Source organism: Alkalihalobacillus bogoriensis ATCC BAA-922, assembly GCF_000621445.1.
In the GTDB taxonomy this organism is placed as follows: Bacteria; Bacillota; Bacilli; order Bacillales; family Bacillaceae_F; genus Bacillus_AO; species Bacillus_AO bogoriense.
On the sequence record NZ_KK211281.1, the window covers coordinates 61,285 to 79,595 of the forward strand.

Annotated in this window: 16 protein-coding genes and 1 pseudogene; 13 read left to right on the forward strand and 4 right to left on the reverse strand. The window is 33.8% G+C overall.

What is annotated here, in order from left to right:
• Positions 1-129: 129 nt before the first annotated feature.
• The 8 genes from T323_RS0124150 (at position 130) to T323_RS27610 (ending at position 5,813) form a co-directional block, all read left to right on the forward strand.
• Entirely contained in the window at positions 130-387 is a 258-nt protein-coding gene (locus T323_RS0124150) for a hypothetical protein (RefSeq protein WP_026675556.1), read from the forward strand.
• 120 nt (positions 388-507) lie between these two features.
• Positions 508-1,395 carry a tyrosine-type recombinase/integrase gene (locus tag T323_RS0124155; RefSeq protein WP_245613764.1) on the forward strand — a complete coding sequence of 296 codons (888 nt, stop codon included), beginning with the start codon at positions 508-510 and terminating at the stop codon, positions 1,393-1,395.
• 1,073 nt (positions 1,396-2,468) lie between these two features.
• Complete coding sequence (locus T323_RS0124160; protein WP_026675558.1) at positions 2,469-2,855, forward strand: hypothetical protein; 387 nt, start codon at positions 2,469-2,471, stop codon at positions 2,853-2,855.
• Positions 2,856-2,909: 54 nt separating this feature from the next.
• Positions 2,910-3,332, forward strand: a complete 423-nt coding sequence (locus tag T323_RS0124165; protein ID WP_026675559.1) for a recombinase family protein — start codon at positions 2,910-2,912, stop codon at positions 3,330-3,332.
• Complete coding sequence (locus T323_RS0124170) at positions 3,325-3,570, forward strand: hypothetical protein (RefSeq protein ID WP_026675560.1); 246 nt, start codon at positions 3,325-3,327, stop codon at positions 3,568-3,570. Before T323_RS0124165 ends, T323_RS0124170 begins: the two co-directional genes overlap by 8 nt.
• A 47-nt stretch (positions 3,571-3,617) precedes the next feature.
• A complete protein-coding gene (locus T323_RS0124175; RefSeq protein WP_026675561.1) occupies positions 3,618-3,929 on the forward strand; it encodes a hypothetical protein in 312 nt (103 codons plus the stop codon).
• A gap of 108 nt (positions 3,930-4,037) precedes the next feature.
• Positions 4,038-4,178 carry a hypothetical protein gene (locus T323_RS29055; RefSeq protein ID WP_156942526.1) on the forward strand — a complete coding sequence of 47 codons (141 nt, stop codon included), beginning with the start codon at positions 4,038-4,040 and terminating at the stop codon, positions 4,176-4,178.
• 261 nt (positions 4,179-4,439) lie between these two features.
• On the forward strand, positions 4,440-5,813 hold the full coding sequence (locus T323_RS27610) for a recombinase family protein (RefSeq protein WP_245613765.1): 1,374 nt from the start codon (positions 4,440-4,442) through the stop codon (positions 5,811-5,813).
• Between the two features lie 78 nt (positions 5,814-5,891).
• On the opposite strand, the gene T323_RS27615 is transcribed toward T323_RS27610, so the two are convergent.
• The 3 genes from T323_RS27615 to T323_RS0124210 form a co-directional block, all read right to left on the reverse strand.
• A complete protein-coding gene (locus tag T323_RS27615; RefSeq protein WP_156942527.1) occupies positions 5,892-7,679 on the reverse strand; it encodes a recombinase family protein in 1,788 nt (595 codons plus the stop codon).
• 859 nt (positions 7,680-8,538) lie between these two features.
• Positions 8,539-9,561, reverse strand: a complete 1,023-nt coding sequence (locus T323_RS0124205) for an AEC family transporter (RefSeq protein WP_051556709.1) — start codon at positions 9,559-9,561, stop codon at positions 8,539-8,541.
• 72 nt (positions 9,562-9,633) lie between these two features.
• Entirely contained in the window at positions 9,634-10,875 is a 1,242-nt protein-coding gene (locus tag T323_RS0124210) for a hydroxymethylglutaryl-CoA lyase-like TIM-barrel protein (protein WP_026675564.1), read from the reverse strand.
• Between the two features lie 131 nt (positions 10,876-11,006).
• Here T323_RS0124210 and T323_RS0124215 point away from each other — a divergent pair, with 131 nt between their 5' ends.
• The 3 genes and pseudogenes from T323_RS0124215 to T323_RS27625 all read left to right on the forward strand — a co-directional run bounded on the left by T323_RS0124215 (position 11,007) and on the right by T323_RS27625 (position 13,639).
• Complete coding sequence (locus T323_RS0124215) at positions 11,007-11,903, forward strand: LysR family transcriptional regulator (RefSeq protein WP_026675565.1); 897 nt, start codon at positions 11,007-11,009, stop codon at positions 11,901-11,903.
• 36 nt (positions 11,904-11,939) lie between these two features.
• A pseudogene (locus tag T323_RS27620) lies at positions 11,940-13,364 on the forward strand (TrlF family ATPase); the annotation flags it as partial.
• Positions 13,365-13,426: 62 nt separating this feature from the next.
• Positions 13,427-13,639, forward strand: coding sequence for a hypothetical protein (locus T323_RS27625; protein WP_245613766.1), 213 nt, complete (start codon positions 13,427-13,429; stop codon positions 13,637-13,639).
• 247 nt (positions 13,640-13,886) lie between these two features.
• Here T323_RS27625 and T323_RS0124230 read toward each other — a convergent pair whose 3' ends face one another.
• Positions 13,887-15,350, reverse strand: coding sequence for an ATP-binding protein (locus tag T323_RS0124230; RefSeq protein WP_026675566.1), 1,464 nt, complete (start codon positions 15,348-15,350; stop codon positions 13,887-13,889).
• Between the two features lie 550 nt (positions 15,351-15,900).
• On the opposite strand from T323_RS0124230, the gene T323_RS0124235 reads away from it, so the two are divergent.
• Both T323_RS0124235 and T323_RS0124240 read left to right on the forward strand, forming a co-directional pair.
• On the forward strand, positions 15,901-17,166 hold the full coding sequence (locus T323_RS0124235; RefSeq protein ID WP_035179892.1) for an FAD-binding protein: 1,266 nt from the start codon (positions 15,901-15,903) through the stop codon (positions 17,164-17,166).
• Between the two features lie 333 nt (positions 17,167-17,499).
• A complete protein-coding gene (locus tag T323_RS0124240; protein ID WP_026675568.1) occupies positions 17,500-18,306 on the forward strand; it encodes an MBL fold metallo-hydrolase in 807 nt (268 codons plus the stop codon).
• Positions 18,307-18,311: the final 5 nt, after the last annotated feature.

Here is an 18,311-nt window from a genome sequence, read left to right on the forward strand (position 1 = left end):
GAAATAAGAACAAATAATAATTTGAACGAGACGAAAAAAATAATTAATTAAACTAAGGCTTATTTAGAAGGTTTTAGAAAAGAAACAAACAAGATAACTATATAAATCAAAAAAGGAGTGTGCATACAAATGAAAAATTGGGTTGATCTTCAGCAAGATATTATAGAAACTAAAGAACTATTTGGAGAATTTATCAGTTGGTTAGAAATTGCTTTCCGCTGGTCATTCTTTTCTGTGATTATTCTATTGATTGGCTGTGTAATTATCAAATGGCTTCTTCAAAAGAATAAGAAGGTTGGAGAAATCACGTTTGGTATGTTAATTGGTTTTTGCTCAATGTGGATATTTGGTAGTTTTGTTATTTCATTTTTTGCATATACAAACTGAAGCTGTGCTTCAGTTTGTATATGGACATTATTTTTTCGATAGCAATTTCGTAGAATAATTGCATAGAATAGGTATTCCATGCAATTAATTGACTAAATAACAGTAAAAAGGAAATGAATTATGGCAAATAACAGTAAAAAAATATTGCATAGAATTATTTATGCCGAAAAATCAGGAGGAGAGTATATGATTAACCAATTTGTAGAAGAAGCACTGAGAGGAAAATCAGAACAGACAATTAAGACTTATGTTCACTCAATTAAGCAATTTAGTGATTGGTTGGAAGGGGCTGGAGCAGATTTATCAAATTACGCGAGAAGCGACGTTCAACAATACATTGATTATTTAGTGAGTAGACGCAAGAGCCCAGCAACAGTAAATAAAATTTGGAATGCGATTAAGAAGTATAGCAAATGGTCTCAACAAGTGAATACAATAGAAGATATTTCGGTTGTTAAACCTACTAACTATAAAAATGAGGCCCCTAAAGCACTAGACAGGTTAGAATTGAATAGGTTGATACGAGAAATTGATAGAACTGAGAATAAAAGAGATATGGCTATTCTACAAGTATTGTTAAATACAGGTTTGCGGCTTTCTGAATTGGTTGCCTTAGATATATCAGATATCGAAGTAAGTGAGAGAAAAGGTCAGGTTACTGTAATTAAAGGAAAAGGAAACAAACAGAGAACAGTTCCACTTAATAAAGAAGCACGAAGAGCATTAGTTAAATATCTTGAAGAAAGGTCTGACAATGAAGAAGCACTATTTCTATCAAATAGAGGTAAAAGAATAAGTGTTAGAACAGTGCAATATTTAATAGAAAAGCAGGGTTTCAATGTTCATGCTTTAAGACATACTTTTATAACAGGATTAGTTCGAAGTGGACAGGATATCAGCGTAATCCAATCTTTAAGTGGACATTCAAGCGCTGACATGATACTTAGATATTCTGCTCCTACTCCTGAGGACAAACAGATTGCAGTAGAAGAAATTTGGACTAGGTGACCTTTACTAGTTTTATTAATCATTAATATTTGAGATCAATTATTATAATGGCTAATAAAATTACTATAATACTTTGCCATAAATAAAGGGTTATGCTATTTCATATAGAAGTGTAGGTATATCAGGACAATTATTCCCCTTTAAAATCCTGAATGTGTACCTCTCCAAGGTGTAACTTAGACAAATTTCTTTTGCTAGCCCTTTCTAGGACATAAAATGGTCAAACAGTAATTTTTGCTGTTTGACCATTTTTATTAAATATCAAAATGTGACAATTTTGTGAACGGTTATCTATGAACGAACAATAATATCATTTCATAGATAAAAAGGCAGGGTTATGCAGATAATGCATTTTTAATCTAACTTATATATTATTTTAATATAATTAAATATTTATCTACGATTTTGCCGCCAATTCAAATCATAGAGAAGTGGGTTTACAAGCGTATCAAGGGTCTTTTATAATCAAAATCAAGTTAGAAAATTATCTATTAACAATTTTTTTGCAAGGGGATTTGTTATATGAGAAAAATTTAGGGATTTAAAAAGGGGGAAGTTTTAATGGGAAAACCAACAATTTATATTTTGATGATCAAAATTCAAAAACGCTTCTAGGTATAACAATTAAGGCAACTAAGATGTTACAACATATGGGAGATCAATGAGATAAAACAGTTGAATTATATAATAATGTTGCTAGCGCGGTAGAAAACATTCTTATAGTGAGGGAGAAATATATGAAGGTGGACTCGATATTATAGAAGAGTATGTAACCATCAGTAATAGGAGACGATAGCCCAAATAAATTCGTCACAGATATCTTATGACATACCGATTTGGTCTTTTAATAAAGGTGTTATACTACCTAAAAGTAAGGTAATTGCACTTTAAAGGAGGTGATTAATAAAAGTAAAACATGATTGTTACTGATTGTTACTAACTGTTACTTATTGTTGCATCATTGGCGTGGGCAACTCTAAGCAAAACTATTATTTGTAAAGTTACAAAGGTGATTCTATTTATGGTAATTATATATTACCACGGAATCTCCTTAATGAAAAGGGGGAATTTTAGTGAAAAAAATAGCAGTAGGTTACTTTATGGTTAATTTAAATGAATCAAACTGGCAAGTTATAAGTGATATGTACAAAGCACTTTACGAATATTGCAATAAAGAGAACTACTCGTTACATGCTGTGTATCACGATATTAGTGAAGAATTAACTGAATATCAGTTACTCAACGCTGCATATAGACCAACTTTCAAGGATTTTAAAAGAAGAGTATCAGAAGACAGCAGGATTGACCATGTTCTATTACCAGTACTTTCAGAGAGTTATTATGATGGTGGATATGATGATTTATTGGAAGTTCCTCACTTTGGAAAAATCTCAATGTTTTATGTAAATAGTCCAGAGATTCCTGAGGAAGCATACGAATTTGATGGAATACCTTTCTAAGAGATTCAAGATGGATTTTGAATAAAAATATAGATTTAAAAAGGAGGAGTTTTTATGTTGGAACAGTTAAAAACAGCAGTAGGCTATGTAAGGTTTGCTTCATTAGAAGATGGAAGTTTGCAACGAAGTAATGCAATTGTAAATTATTGTACCAATAAAGGAATTCTAGTCGAAAAGATTCTTGATGATAGAGACAGTGGATATTGTCCATTAATTACGCGTAATGGTGGTTGTAAACTAATTGATTACGTTGATAGTGGAGAAATTGACTATATCATACTCTCATATTTGCATGAATTGAGTAGAGACAATGAAGAACTTTATCATTTCTTAAAATTATTGAAGGAAAAAGGGATTGAGTTGATTGTACTTTCATCAATAAATATTGAAAAAAGTTATTTTGAAAATCTTTTTAAAGATTTTGCAGATAGAGATTTTCAACTACCTAGACTAGAAAGAGGTTATCTATATGAATAACGATAAATTTCATGTTGGAGTAATTAATTCAAGTTTCGGGATTCAAATAGCGGGTGCTGATGTGTGCTTTAAAGAAGGTGAGGTAGTTTATATCCTTGCTGAAATTTATGATAAAGAAAATCCAGAATGCATTATGTGGTATGTAGTATTAAAACCTTTAAGCAAGGATTCATTAAGGATTAACTCAGAATTTGTGGATTTAATGTTCCTAGAGAATGTTCCTCGATTTCCACATTAGAATGAACTATGGCTTCACATACAAGTATAAGAAAAGGAGATGGTTTAATGAAAAAAATAATTAATAAAAAAATTTATAATACAGAAACAGCGACACTAATTGCTGAGTATAGTAATGGGCTTACAAGAGGTGACTTTAATCATATCTATGAAGATCTATATGTAACTAAACTAGGACAGTTCTTTTTACATGTAGAGGGTGGACCACTTACTTGCTACAGTGAAACAGATGGTAGAAATACTTGGGGAATAGAAACTATTATTCTTCTAGATTCACGTCAAACATACAACTGGCTAGAAAAACGTTCAGAATACGAATTAATAGACAAATATTTTCCCGATATGGTTTCTGAGGGGTAATTAGTTTCTATAAGGAACTATAATCAATTTCAATATTAACAGTAGGAGGGTGTCTCTATAATATTTACTTCACACTATAACCCTTCCTGAAAAAGGGAGGAATCTATAATGGACAAGAAAACAACAAAAGAATTGAAAAGTGATAAGGAAAAGTTTCATATTCCTAGTGAAGAAGAATTGAAAAAAAGAGAACTAGTATCAGTTCTTGCGGAACTTATTTTAAATTATTCATTGTCTAAAAAGAAGTAAAATAACGACGCTATAATTCAATGTGAACATGGGCAAGCTGCTGCTTGCCCAAATCTTAGGGGGATATTATAAGTGAAAAATTTAAAAAAGAAATTTGTAATTTATATGAGGATAGATTGGAAGTGAAGCAAAAATTGAAAAAAAAACAAATCTCGTTAAAACTATGAAAAAGATACGATGTTAAGTTATTAGATTTTTATGGTAACGATACTATAAATAATTTTGTAAGTAAAAATGATTTGAATGAGGGGAGAGGTATATATGGAAAACAGTAAAAAATTAAAAGTTGTTATTTACAAAAGGGTGAGTACTGAGGAGCAAAAAAGAACAGGCTTTTCATTGGAAGGACAAGAAGACGAGTTAAGGGCATATGCCGAAAGGAAAGGGTATAAAATAGTAGGTGTGTATACTGATGGTGGCTATTCAGGGAAAAATTTCAAGAGGCCCGAAATTCAAAGGTTGTTTTCTGATATGAGAAATGGTGATTTTGATGCGATTTTAGTATGGAAAGTGGACAGGATCTCAAGGAAGAACAGGGATGTTTTAGATTTAATTGATAATGAACTCCATCCAAGAAATATGAAACTATTAGTATCTACTTGTGATATAGATAGTAGTAATGCCAACGGTTATATGTTTATTTCTATGCTAGGTACTTTTGCTGAGTATGAAAGGTCACTAATTATAGAGCGTGTGTCAAGTGGCATGGAAAAACGTGCAAAATCAGGTATGTGGAACGGTGGTATCATTTTAGGATACGATGTAGTAGAGAAAAGTTTAGTAATTAATGAGGAAGAATGTGAAATAGTTAAACAGATTTTTCAATTAAGGGCAAACGGCTATGGATACAAAGCGATTACAAATGTACTGAATAGTGAGGGGAAAAAAACTAAGAAAAATAACAGTTTTAGTATAAATGCTGTAAAGACAATTTTGGAAAATAAAACTTATATTGGTCAATTAAATTGGGGAACTCATAGAGAGTGGGAGAAGAAACGGAGAAGTGGGAAGACAGATCCAATCAGTGCCGAAGGTGTACATGAGGCAATAATCGACTTAGGGTTATGGAATAGGGTACAAGAAGTTAATAAGGTAAACAGAGACGCTTCTACAAATACCAAAAATATTAAGAGTGAGTTTATACTTTCAGGGATATTACGTTGTCCCACCTGCGGGGCTGGAACTGTTATGAGTAAGTCAAAGAAAAGAGATGGTTCAGGATATCATTTTTATTACATGTGTCAAAACTATCATACAAAGGGTAAAGATGTCTGCCGCTCCAATTTAGTTAAGAAAGAACTGATCGAAGAACAAGTTTTATCTTATATTAATGGTCTAATCTCTAAATCTGGAATCGTAAATGACATTATCGATAAGATAAATAAAGAAAAACATACAGGTACAGACAAACTTCAAGAGCAAATAGTTGCTTATAAAAAGGAATTGAGGGTAAAAGAGAAGGAATTGGACGCTATTGACGAAGAATATCGCAATAAAGAAATTACTGCAAAAGCATACGGAAGGTTATCTGGGAAAATTGAGGATGAAGTAGAGCGATTACTGGGTATTGTCAGCGATTTAGAAGAAAAGTACGTTAAAGTAACTTCATCATACTCTATTGATGAAAGATTGTAAAAGAGGCCCTAGAAAACTTCAACGATTTATTTACTGGTGCAAGCAATGAAAATAAGAAAATCTTAATAAAATCACTTATTAAGAAAATTGAAGTTGAATCAAACAGAAAGGAAATAAAGCGCATTGTCTTCTGGTTTTTAGAAGACAGTGCTTTGTCTTTAAAGAATGCTTTACCAAATAATGAAGGACGCAGAACCGTACCATAAATAGAGGCAAAAAAAGTTGTAAATAAGGTGGTAACTTGTCTTTTAGATCAGAATTTGAAGTGGAATGGTCCTCAAAATGCTCTAATTCATAATAAAGGGTGTGGATAAGTGTAAATGTCTTGGACAGGTTGACTTCAGAAAAGTCAAAATCCAATTCGATTTTATCCACAGTTCGAGAACGACCCTCGGATTGTTTGATTGTTATTTTGTTTAGTAAAAGCTGAAAGAGGTGTTTTTTCTTTTCTCTTGTAGACTGTTGAAATGCTTCGACATACTTTTCTAATAAATGCTTAATCACGTCTGGGGGTATAATTTTCGAATCTGATGAGCTTAGCTGAACGCTAAGTTCTTTTTTCTTTTGTTCTAAATCGTTCTTCGACTTAGCTAACTTTTGTAACCGCTCCTGTAATATGGTAACAGGGAAGAAGTTTTGCTCGAATGCTTCCATATATTTTTCTTGCATAGCATTGGTTTCTTTAAGCTTTGTTTCGATAATCTCTAACTGTTCTTTTAGTTTTAATTTTGAGTGAACCGTTTCTTTATTTATATTTTCTATGGTTTGACTAAATCCAGCTGAATTGTTTAAGAATTCGCTGATACGATTAATGACATCATCTTCTGCATCGTAGGCTTCAATTGAATTTGCTTTACAGGCAGATGATCCTTTGTTGTGGAATACACCACATACATAATAACGATGCTTACGTTTGCTTCCATCTTTTCGAGTAGAAGTAGTAATAGAAGGAACCATGCCTTGTCCACAGGTAGGACATCGAAGGATGCTGCTTAATAGGAAAGGCTCGTTTGACTGACGCTGCTTAAATGATTTACCCTGTCTTCGAGCTTGGACAATATTCCAAAGTTCATCGGAGATAATTGCTTCGTGTTTCCCTTCGACTATAATGGGGTTGGCATTTTTGCCACGTCTTCGTTTCTTATCCCAGTTCTCAACTTGTAACCAACGGATTTTCCCTATATAGACCGGGTTATCTAATATAGTAGCAATGCCATTAATAGAAAAGTGTTTCTCACGTTTAGTCAGATAACCTGCTTTGTTTAAGCGGTTAGCTATAGCCTTAAGTCCTTTACCTTCTGAGTATAAAGTAAAGATATGTTGAACAACCTTTGCTTCTTTGGGCTTGACAATAAGTTCTTTTTCTATAGAGTCATAACCGAAAACTAGGCCACCATTCCAGCTACCTTCTTTAGCACGTTGAGTCATGCCCAACTTGACATTTTCTGAAAGAGTATTTCTTTCCATTTCAGCAATAGAAGCCATCAGTTGGACAACAAGTTTCCCAATTGGACTAGATGTATCAAAATTCTCCGAGTAAGAAATAAACTTTATGTCAAACTCTTCAAATTTATCTAGCAACACAAGAGTATCTAACATGTTACGTGAAAGGCGTGATATTTTCCAGACTAATACAGCTTGAAATTTGTTTTTATTAACGTCAGCTATCAACCTTTGCATGGCAGGTCGACCCTTTATATCTTTACCACTAATACCTTCGTCAACATAATCCTCAGCAATCTGCCACTTATATAAGGCTGCATATTGACGTAATGTTTGTAGTTGTGCAGATATACTATAGCCCTCACTTGCTTGCTCTTCTGTGCTGACACGACAGTAAATTGCTACACTTTTTATCTCATTCATGTGACCACTCCTTTAACTTTTTAACAGTATTGGTTGTAAAGGAGGTGAAACATACCTTACTTTGTTTATGGGGGTTAATTCTATATGTGATTGTCATAAAAGGTTGGATAAAGCTGCGTTAAAAGAAAAAATAAAGCATTCGAAAATGGAACTGTTGATACTAATGAAACCGAAACTTATACCCTAGTTTCAGTTTGCTCAGCTGTTAAGTCTAAAATTGACTTATCGAATTCTTTCCTATTCACCTTATATAAAGAAGTAAGTCAAGTACACAGGGAAAGTGTCCTAGGGAAAAATTTGAGATAAGGGGAAAGAAGGAATAATAAGTATTAGAAGAAATAGACTTACAGATAAAAAAGAGATGTTAAACAGACAATCACTATAGAACTTAATATATCACCTGTGAATGGTGTAGTCGTAGTCATTTGTGAAAAAGGTCTAAAATCTCGTAGTTCATAGGTTACCTATCAAACTTGGTTCTTAAGGGATTTAGGAAGGAAGTCTTTACAATGAAAATATCAATCAAGGAAGAACTAGCGAATAACTATTCGTATGTTCTACAATACGTTAATAAAAATAACTGGTGTGAGAAGAATATTTCGTGGATCACCTTACTCTCAATGTATTTGAGAAGGAGAGACAGTACGAACAATGTAAAAGGTAAAATTCATGCTTGGATGGAAAGTCTTAAATAAGAGCATAATCAATAGCACTCTAATTTACATGTCCATGTGTAATTAGAGTGCTTATTTTTGTTTTACAAGATGTAACATAAATATTCATTCCGTATGACGAGATTATTTCATGGCTAACCTTAACTTCAATAATATCTGAGGAAGTAAGAGACTAAAGTAAATAGTTAATTTGCTAAAACTAATATTATTGAAATTGTAACAATTGATATTATCATGGAGAAAACAATAGATATAGATATTTCTTTTTCAAAAATGTTAAATTTTTGGGCAAACACATAGGCTCCTGCTCCTACTGGTAAGGCAGCCATAACAATTGTTGAAATAAACCATACTCCTTCTACTGGGAATACATATAGTGCTAACAATAAAGTAACGAAAGGCTGTATAATTATTTTCAAAATTATAATAGTAAAGACTTCAATATTACTAAAAGTAGGAATATTGAATAACTTTCCTTGACTTATAAGACCTAGACCTAGTGCAAACAATGCCGTCGGGCCAGCTGCATCTGCTAGCAGGCTAGAAAAGACATGAATTGATTTCGGAAGTTCGATATTAAGTACTGAAACAATAATTCCAGCAACTACTGATAAAGTTAAAGGACTTAAAAATACAGACTTTAATATATTTGAGATTATAGTCATTGTCTTATTAGAAGGCTGATTTATAGTGGGTATCTTTATGTTTTCTTGTCCTGCAACGTTTGCTAATTCTTTATTTTTAGATTCTGTTAAGGTTTTATACAGTTCAAATGAAATGGTTACGATAATAATTACCGGAATATTATGAATTAATGTAGCTAATGCGGCAGGTAGGGCAGCCGATTGACCAAATGCTGCGATTAATAATGGAACTCCCATATATCCAGTTGTACCATAAGATGCTGACATCCCATAAATACATATATTGGGGAATTTCCTTTTGAATACAAGTTTTGATAGAAAACAAGCAACAAAAAAACTTACTAATATACCAAACAAGTTAGCAAATAAGAAATTCCAATTAGTTAAGTGACTAACTGGAGCTTCTGCTAATGATAAAAAAAGTAAAGCTGGAAGAGCAATGTAATAAACAAAATTGTTTAAGCTTTTGGAACCAGAGATATCAACAATTTTAAAAATTCCTGCAAATATTCCACACAATATAATGGCAAAAACGGGGATTAAGACATCAAAAATAATTTGCATTTGAATCGCTACTTTCTTTAGTTTTAAGTGTTTTACGAGCAGGTTTTTTGCCTGCTCGCTTTATCTAATCTTCTATTTAGTGTATTCCGGTAAAAAATTCTTAGCAGTTTCAATTATATCAGCTGCACTGAAAACTCCTTTGCTATAAAGTTCACTGAATCTATCCGAAATTTCCGAAAACTCAGATCTCTTATGTTCGTATATAATTTCCATCTTACCTTCCATAGAGTTAACTATATTTTGTATGAACGTATCATCATTTATTAAATTCGAACTAAATCCAGCTGCTTCTAACGTCCGCTTGATTGTATTGATATGCAAACCAACATTATTTAAAAAATAATCAGTTTTTCTGTCTACACCTAAATAGTCAGGAATATTAGCCACGCCTAGATTCTCCTTTTTTACAAGAATTCCACTTACAGGTCGGTAAATATTAGGGATCGTCATAAATACATCTTCAGTGAGGACAGCAGCATGATTAATTCTTTCTTCTTTGAGGTCTATGTTTTTAATAGTAATATTTTTTTCTTTGAAAATAAGGTTTAGAAGTTCGATAGAAGGTAATCCAGAACGGTTACCGTATCCAGCGAATGCTCCCTCAATCATATTAAATCCATGATAAATCGAGATTAAAGCATTTTGAAGTCCTAGTCCCTTGTCATTATGAGCATGCAAACAAAAATTAAGGTTTGGATACTGGTGTGTTAAATTTGATGCTAGTATAGCCATTGCTTCAGGATAGATAACTCCCAATGAATCGTTCACACGTATCGTTTGAAAACCGAGTGATACGGAACGGTCTATTTGTGAAGTGATTGAAAGGTATTTTTCTTCATCAATACCTTCTGAAAAGCTATTGATTAGACTTACCCTAAAGGTTTCAACGCCAATTTGTGAAAATTTCTCTGTAACACGTTCTAACAGTTGCTCATCTTCCCCATACTCTACCATTCCAAAACTAATAATTACATCTTTCAAATATTGTTTGGGAAACTTTTTAAATTGTTCGTATATTGGCTCCCATGAATTAAGTAGGAGGATGAAAGCGAATTTTGAATCTTTAGGAAATGTCTCAAGGTCATATTTGTGTTTCAAACACTCTAACAGAAGTTGCGGATCTTTAGGTCCCGAACCTAGAATAATATCTCGAACTCCTGAATCTAAAATCTCTCCGATTAATTGCAATTTTCTGACATTGTTTACTGAAAAAAGACAACGTTCTGCCCCTTCTCTCAATGTTTCGTCTAGCAATCCGTCGAGTTGAAAATTTTTGTAACGAGGTCTGTGCCCTTTAGGATATGACAATTGCATGAACTTCACACCTTCCATATTTTGTTTTATATTACATTTTTTATTTTATTTTGGTTTTAGTATCAAGTAAAATGAATATATATGATAATTAATATCACTTTTTATGATATCAAAAATGGAGGTTGAGTAATTTGGACATTAAAGAACTTGAAATATTTCAAATGGTATCTAGTCAACAGAGTTTCAGTAAAGCAGCTGAACAGTTGAATTATGTTCAATCTAATGTAACAGCTCGTATTCACAAATTAGAGTCAGAACTTCAGACTTCTTTATTTCACAGAAATAACAGGGGGGTTGCTCTAACCGCAAATGGTGAAATTCTACTTGAATATACAGAGAAAATCCTGAAACTTCTTAGAGAAGCTAAAGAAGCTGTTCAAAACCCCAATCAACCTACCGGACCTTTGTCAATTGGAGCAACCGACATTACTACTGCTATGCGGTTACCAAAGGTTCTTTCTGTATACCATAAACAATATCCGGATGTAAGTTTATCTTTAACGCCAGGTTCTACTGAAGAATTAGTTAATGAGGTGTTAAAGTATAATTTAGATGGAGCATTTGTAACCAATGGAGTTAATCATCCTAGAATTATTCAAGAAACTCTGATTCATGAAGAATTAGTTTTAATTATGGATTCATCTCAAAGACTTAAATCGATTAAAGACCTTAAAACACGAACAATTTTAGTGTTTCAATCGGGTTGTACTTACCGCGCAAAATTGGAAAATTGGTTGCGAGAAGAAGGTGTATTACCAGTTAAACAAATTTCATTTGGTACAATTGAAGGAATGTTAGGGTGTGTAAAATCTGGCTTAGGAGTTGCCCTTGTTTCCAAACGTATTGGAAAACATTTAGAAAGAGAAGGAAGTGTTATTTGTTACCCTGTCCCAGATAAATATAAAAATGTCACCACTGTATTTATTCGTCGGGATGACGTGTCAGTTTCTAATTCACTAAAAAAGTTTTTAGAAACTACTAAAAAGTGTTTTGTTAATGAAGAAGAATATTTTTTCGAGTTAAAGTAGGGAAACCTATTTTGAATGCAATAATTCTATTCAAACTCTTGTTTAGACATTGCTAAAATAATTGAGGATGAATTAGGTGGTTTTTGGTACGCAACACATATTACTAGTGACAATGGAATATTAAAAATGGGACAAATGAATCATATATGGATGGATGAAAGATTAAAAGCAGCACAAATACCGTATAGTTTACAAGAAGTAGATCCGAGGTATTTAAATATAATTAAAAATAAGGAACCAATGTTCAAGAAAGAAACCCCTTTTGCGTTTATCAATGCAAAGGATATTTGTAAGCCTAAAGACTTGTTAGAGAAAAATGCTTATTGTTTAGTTAAAATGTCCGATGTGAATTTTACTTGTTTTAAAGAGGCTTTTCTAGACCCAACCGCTAGAGTTAAACTCTCATATGAGCAAAACGAGCGCTTTCATAGCAGTATAGATAGAATTGAGGTATTTGGCGGTTACCTAGATGGTATGTCAGTTGATCTATCTAGAAATTTAAATACTACAATTGGTGGTCGAGGTACAGGAAAATCTACATTATTAGAATTGATAAGATACGCATTAGATTTAGAACCGAAAAGTAGCGACTCAAAAAAGTATTTTAGAGAGTTAATTAAATCAAATCTTGGATTAGATAATGGTAGAGTTGAATTGGATGTAACTTCATATCAAAGGTATGGAAAAAAATACAAAATTATTAAAAGATACGGAGATCCAACAGTAGTGCAGAATATTGATGGCTCTATTTCAAATCTAAGTGTAACAGATATTCTACCTCATGTAGAAATTTACGGGCAAAATGAAATTATAGAATTAGTAGCAAATGAAGAAGCAAAACTTAATATACTGAATAGGTTTCTTCCTAATCAATCAGATATAATTGCTGAGAGGGAAGATGTAATAAAACAACTTAAACAAAATGCGATTAGATTAGTAGATAAAATGGAAATGAAAGATGAAATTTCTAATAAAGTATCAAAGTTGCCTATACTTGAGGAAAAGGTGAATTTTTTCAAAGAAACTGGAATTGCAGATAAATTAAGTACAATAGAACATCTTTCAACAGAAGAAGAGTATATAAAAAAGTCTTTGGAAGTTATAACTCAACATGATGTTCAATATAAAGAAGTAGACACCCCTTATACTGAGGAATTTGCACAGAAGACACCAAACTCTGATAAATTCAAAGCAGTTACAGAAGTAATTAGTAATTTTAACCTTAAATTAAATGAGTTAAAGGATGAATATGAAAAACTAGTTAAAGAAACTGCTAGAAAGGTAGAATCCATTCATACAGAATGGAAAGAAATTAAACATGAGTCAGATGGAGAGATAAGGAATACAATTAAATCTCTAGAGGGGCTTAATGGAAAAACTGGACCAGAGATTGCTCTAGAATATAAAGAGACAGTAGGAGAAATTGCTCGAATAAATCCTATGAAAAGTGAATCAAAGAAGTAAACGTCAAATAGTCTACACTTAATTGAACAGGTGTGGACTATTTGACGTTTACGTAGTATATGAATAAAGATGATATTGAACGATTTGAAGAAGGTTTTCAAGATGGTGTGTATGTCATATCAAGAAATAAACAAGAGCCACGAGTAAAGGTACGAGCTCTTTACGATTATTGTCAGGCAAACAATGTTAATCCAGAAGACTTATCAGAACAAGAGATGGAGCATTTTTTAGATCGAGGGTTATCTAATATGAATGATAGAATAAACAAATAGAGGCAATGAACCTGTAAGTAATACTTACAAGTCTAACTTAAATAATATAGGTCTTAATGGTATAAAAAAGGAGCGTACCAATGAGTTGGGTATATCCTCAAGACCAATGGGGCTCCTTAGTTATCAAAATTATTATATAAAGTATTTAGAAAAACATCAAAGGGTGGTTCCTAATAGGGAACTATTCGGTTTCTCCGAATAGTTGAAACAGAGCAGTCATCAAGCTTGGCTTGACAACTGTTCTGTTTTAATTTGTATTTATCTGTAATTGTTCATACCCTTCTTTTTCCACATGCCCTAATAAGTATAGGAAAGCAAAGGCGGGAATACGGATAATTCTTGTACTTGTCTCGTGCTTTGTCATTCCATAATCATCATCATTACGAGTAACAACAATTGCCCCTTTGGTTTGATTGTCATTAGCCCACTCTACGATGGCTTCATTTTCAGAAATCGTAGAGTTTTGTCTGTATTTCACTTCAATAATCGTTCTACCGAATGGAAATGATACGATAATGTCTATTTCCTTTTGGGTTTTTGCATCTCGAAAATAGCCAATTGTAGGGTGTTGGTCGTAAAAGAATGTATGGATATGTTTGTATACAGCAGTTTCAATAATGGTTCCCATTTCTAATGGATCGGTTAGAACTTCCTCTCCCAACATAAGAACAGCGTTTCGAATAGCAGAATCAGCTAAATAAATTTTTGGCTTTGATTTTAGTATCTTCTTCCCTTTAAGCTCAAAAGGTTTACTCATATAAATTAAGTTGGCGTGTTCAAGTAGCTCTAAGTAATTATTAATGGTTGGTCTGGAAACACCTATTTCTTTAGCAATGGTTTCGGTAACAACAATATTTCCACTTGTCATACATAAATACAAGAAAATTTTCTCGAATTCGGATACATTACGTATATTAAATAAAGAGACAATATCACGTTTAATAACTTTATCGACTACATCTTCTCGAATAATTTTTTGAGCGAATGGGATATCATTTGTCTGTGCTACTTCTGGAAATCCGCCAATTAAGAGATATTGGTGGAAGTGTTTCTGTAAAGGTTGCAGGGCAAGCATGATAGCTGTTAGATCCATATCAGATAATTGACCTAATTGAGTTGGTTTAATATTTCTTGGTAGTTTAGGCTGAGTTGCACCAATCAATTCGATATATTCATAAAAGGAGAGTGTTGGTATTTTAATTTGTTTCCACCTTCCAACACCACTTTCACTCATTTTGGATACAAGTATCGGACTTGCTGAACCTGTCGCCATTATTTTATAAGAAGGGTGCTGGTCGTATAATGTCTTTAGCCATGTATCCCAATCTGTGGCGTACTGTATCTCATCAAAAAATAAAAATAAATCATCTGATCCTTGAGAAATATTGTTCTCAAACACTTCAAGAATATCGCCAATCTCACATAATTTAAGCATAGGATGATCAAATGAAATATACAAAATTTGTTTAGGAGGAGAATGTTCAAGTATATCACCAATCATTTGATACATAATCGTCGTTTTTCCTACACGTCTCGGTCCAGACAAAATGACTTCACGTCTGATTTCGGTATGATAAAAATATTTTTTTGCTTCATAAAACGCTAAACGTTTGACAGGTTTAATAAAGTCACGAGGTATTTGTCCACTATTCCACCAAGGATTAAAGCCTAATAAAACCTTTAATATCTTTTCTTGAGATATAAAAGACATAAAAATCACCCCTTTATCAAAATATAATTATATTTTATACTTATTCAGTAAAAGTTTAAAGTATACTTTACATTTTTACCGAAAAAACTAAAATATAAACCGAAATGTAAAAAACACGCTGAACCGTACCATAAGTGATGGTAAAGCAAAAAGTTGAGATTATATTAAATAAATCGATTCTAAATAAAATTCTAAAAAAGTGAAAATAAGTTAGATAGGAAGCCTATTTGACCTGCAAGGTTTATTCATGAATCGCACATATATTGAATGAAGGAGAATCGTCATGGTATATAACAGATCTGGACAGAGTCATAAAACTTTGTCCTTCATAAAAAAAGCAACGACCGTTAAAAAGCAGAACGTGGATACACCATTATACCAAGCGTTTTCTACCGCGAGTAGGAAACGTTTTTTGTATATTTGTTAAGCTGCTAGCCGTCAAAAAAAGCAAGAGGATGGTTCCTTTTCACCTCTGTTCGTGCTATTTTAGAGGAGTCTGTATGGTTTGAAAATTATTTCTAATTATATAACAAATGAGAGGAACTTCTATATGCAAAAGAACTGGGCAGGTAATCTACAATACAGTACAAGTAACTGGCATGAACCTGAAACGATTGAAGATCTTCAACAATTAGTCTCAAAGGTAACAAAGCTCCGTGTCGTCGGAACGCGTCACTCGTTCAATAGTATCGCAGATTCAGATGAGAATCTCGTATCCTTGCATAAGCTGAACAAAGTCTTAAACATTGATAAGAAGAAAAAAAATGTAACGGTAGAAGCTGGAATTAAGTATGGTAACCTTTGTTATGAGCTTCACCAACATGGCTATGCTTTGCAAAACCTTGCTTCCCTTCCCCATATTTCGGTTGCTGGCGCTTGCGCAACAGCTACACATGGTTCAGGTAATCATAATCAAAATTTAGCTGCAGCTGTTTCTGCAATGGAAGTGGTAACCGCTAGTGGAAGCGTTGTCAAGTTTTCGAGGGAAACTTCAGGAGAGGAGTTCTATGGCTCGGTTGTGGGATTAGGTGGAATCGGTGTTGTCACAAAACTAACACTAGATATCGTTCCAAGTTATCAAATGAGGCAGGATGTATACGAAAATCTTCCATTGTCACAACTAGCTCACGATTTTGATACGATCTTTTCCAGTGCTTATAGTGTTAGTCTATTCATGGATTGGCAGGACGAAACGATTAATCAAGTGTGGCTGAAAAGCAAGGTGACGGATGGTCAAGTTTTTTCGTTTGGAGAGGATTTTCATGGTGCAAAAGTGGCCACAGAAAATCTCCATCCCGTACCTGGCGTCGGAGCAGAGAATTGTACAGCTCAGTTAGGTGTGGAAGGAGATTGGCTGGATCGCGTGCCGCACTTCCGAATGAATTTCACCCCGAGTAAAGGTCAAGAGTTGCAAAGTGAATATATCTTTGCTCGTGAGCATGCCTATGAAGCTTTATGCGCACTTAGTGACATTCGTGAATACATCGCACCACATCTACTCATATCAGAAGTGCGGACCATTGCAAAAGATGAACTTTGGATGAGCCCATCATATAAGCAGGATTCGGTTGCAATTCACTTTACATGGCAAGATAAATGGGCGGAGGTTCAGCAAGTGCTCCCACTCATCGAAGCTAAGCTCGAACCTTTTCAAGCGAAGCCACATTGGGGGAAATTGTTTACGACGTCACCTGAAAAAATACAGTCCCTATATGAAAAGATGTCTTCATTTCAGTCCCTTCTGAATAAGTATGACCCGAATGGGATGTTTCGTAATCGCTTTTTGAGTCGATATATTTTTAATGAGGGTGAGTGAATTCGTTTGACGGGGGTTCACGTCATACGATCGAACTTAATGCAGCATATACCGTTTTAATAGCTGAGTTGCATTAGCCTTGCATCGAGCAGTGCTCGAACCGTTTGGTGCCACCAAATCTTTGTTCGTCATGATTCAGCGTTCCTAATATGATAGGCATTTGCTTCATTCCTTTCATTGAAGGGTTGATTACTTCTATGAATCCATTGTTATAAGAGTAGATGAAGGGTTGTAGCATAGCATTTATTGTTTCTCGTGTAGCTGTCCTTACTGAGGGCTGAAATACTAGTATGTGTTAAATGAATAAAAAAAGTAGTAAGGAGTTGATAGAAATTGGTTGTCAGCGAAATCAAACGACAACGAAGGCAGATCACAGATTCATGGTATGAGATTGAGCAGTTAGACAGTATGACGTATGTGTTACACGAACCAAACTATTATCAGAAGAATAGTCAGTATTTGATCATCGGTTCAGAACGAGCGTTGTTGCTTGATTCAGGGTCTGGAAGGAGGCCAATTCTTTCTGTCGTTCAATCGATTACGAACAAACCAGTTGTATTATTTAACTCACACACTCATTTTGATCATATTGGAAACAATCAGGAATTTGCAGAGATTGCAATGGCGGATCTTCCTATTAATAGAAAACAGATGGTGGGAGATTATTTTGCACCGAAGTTCCGCTTAAGATTGACGCTACGTCAACGTACATTTCGTATCCATGAATGGATAAAACCTTATGATCCTATCGATCTTGGAAACAGAAAGTTAACCGTGTTACCTTTAAAGGGGCACTCAGCCGATCACGTTGGATTGTTGGATGAGACAAATGGCTTCATATTTGCTGCAGATGCACTATATCATGGACCTCTGCTCGCCTGTTTTCCAACTGCTAATATGCACGAGTATCTTAGAAGTGCACAGCTTCTGCAGCACCTTTATGATAACCAACGCATTTATGGGAATCATTATACATATAAGACACCTATGGATGGACAGCATATTAAGCAATTGGTCGAGCTTTGCGAACAAACTCTTGACACACAGCAAAATGGGTGGAAAAAGGTCATTCCTGTTCAGAAGGTTGTCCGTGGAGAAGCAATTCTTTATGTATCTCGTTTTGCGTTAGCGACACCATAAACACT